The organism is Psychrobacter sp. W2-37-MNA-CIBAN-0211 (assembly GCF_040309405.1).
Lineage (GTDB): Bacteria > Pseudomonadota > Gammaproteobacteria > Pseudomonadales > Moraxellaceae > Psychrobacter > Psychrobacter glaciei.
Genome location: NZ_JBEOOU010000094.1, coordinates 1 through 293 on the forward strand (window position 1 = coordinate 1; position 293 = coordinate 293).

Annotated in this window: 1 pseudogene; it reads left to right on the forward strand. The window is 43.7% G+C overall.

The window, feature by feature from the left end:
• Positions 1-293 (forward strand): annotated as a pseudogene (locus tag AAEY72_RS14430) (McrC family protein); the annotation flags it as partial.

Genomic DNA, 293 nt, shown 5'->3' on the forward strand with positions numbered 1-293 from the left:
TTTCATTGGTTGATGGCGCAAGAGTTTGCTGTATTTACTATTAAACGCAAACAGGGACAATGGCAGCTCAAGGTCGAGCATTATATCGGCATCGTATTGTTACCGAGCGGTATGACGCTTGAGATATTACCCAAATTAATTGCCTCAGCATCTACCAGTCGCCCGCAGCAGCAGTCCTTTGAGCCCCATCAAAACAGTGATAGCGATATTGGACAAATCCGTCAATGGGTACAAAACATGCTGTCTGATTTGATCAATAGCAGTAATCAACGTAACGGTAAATCAGCCAATAC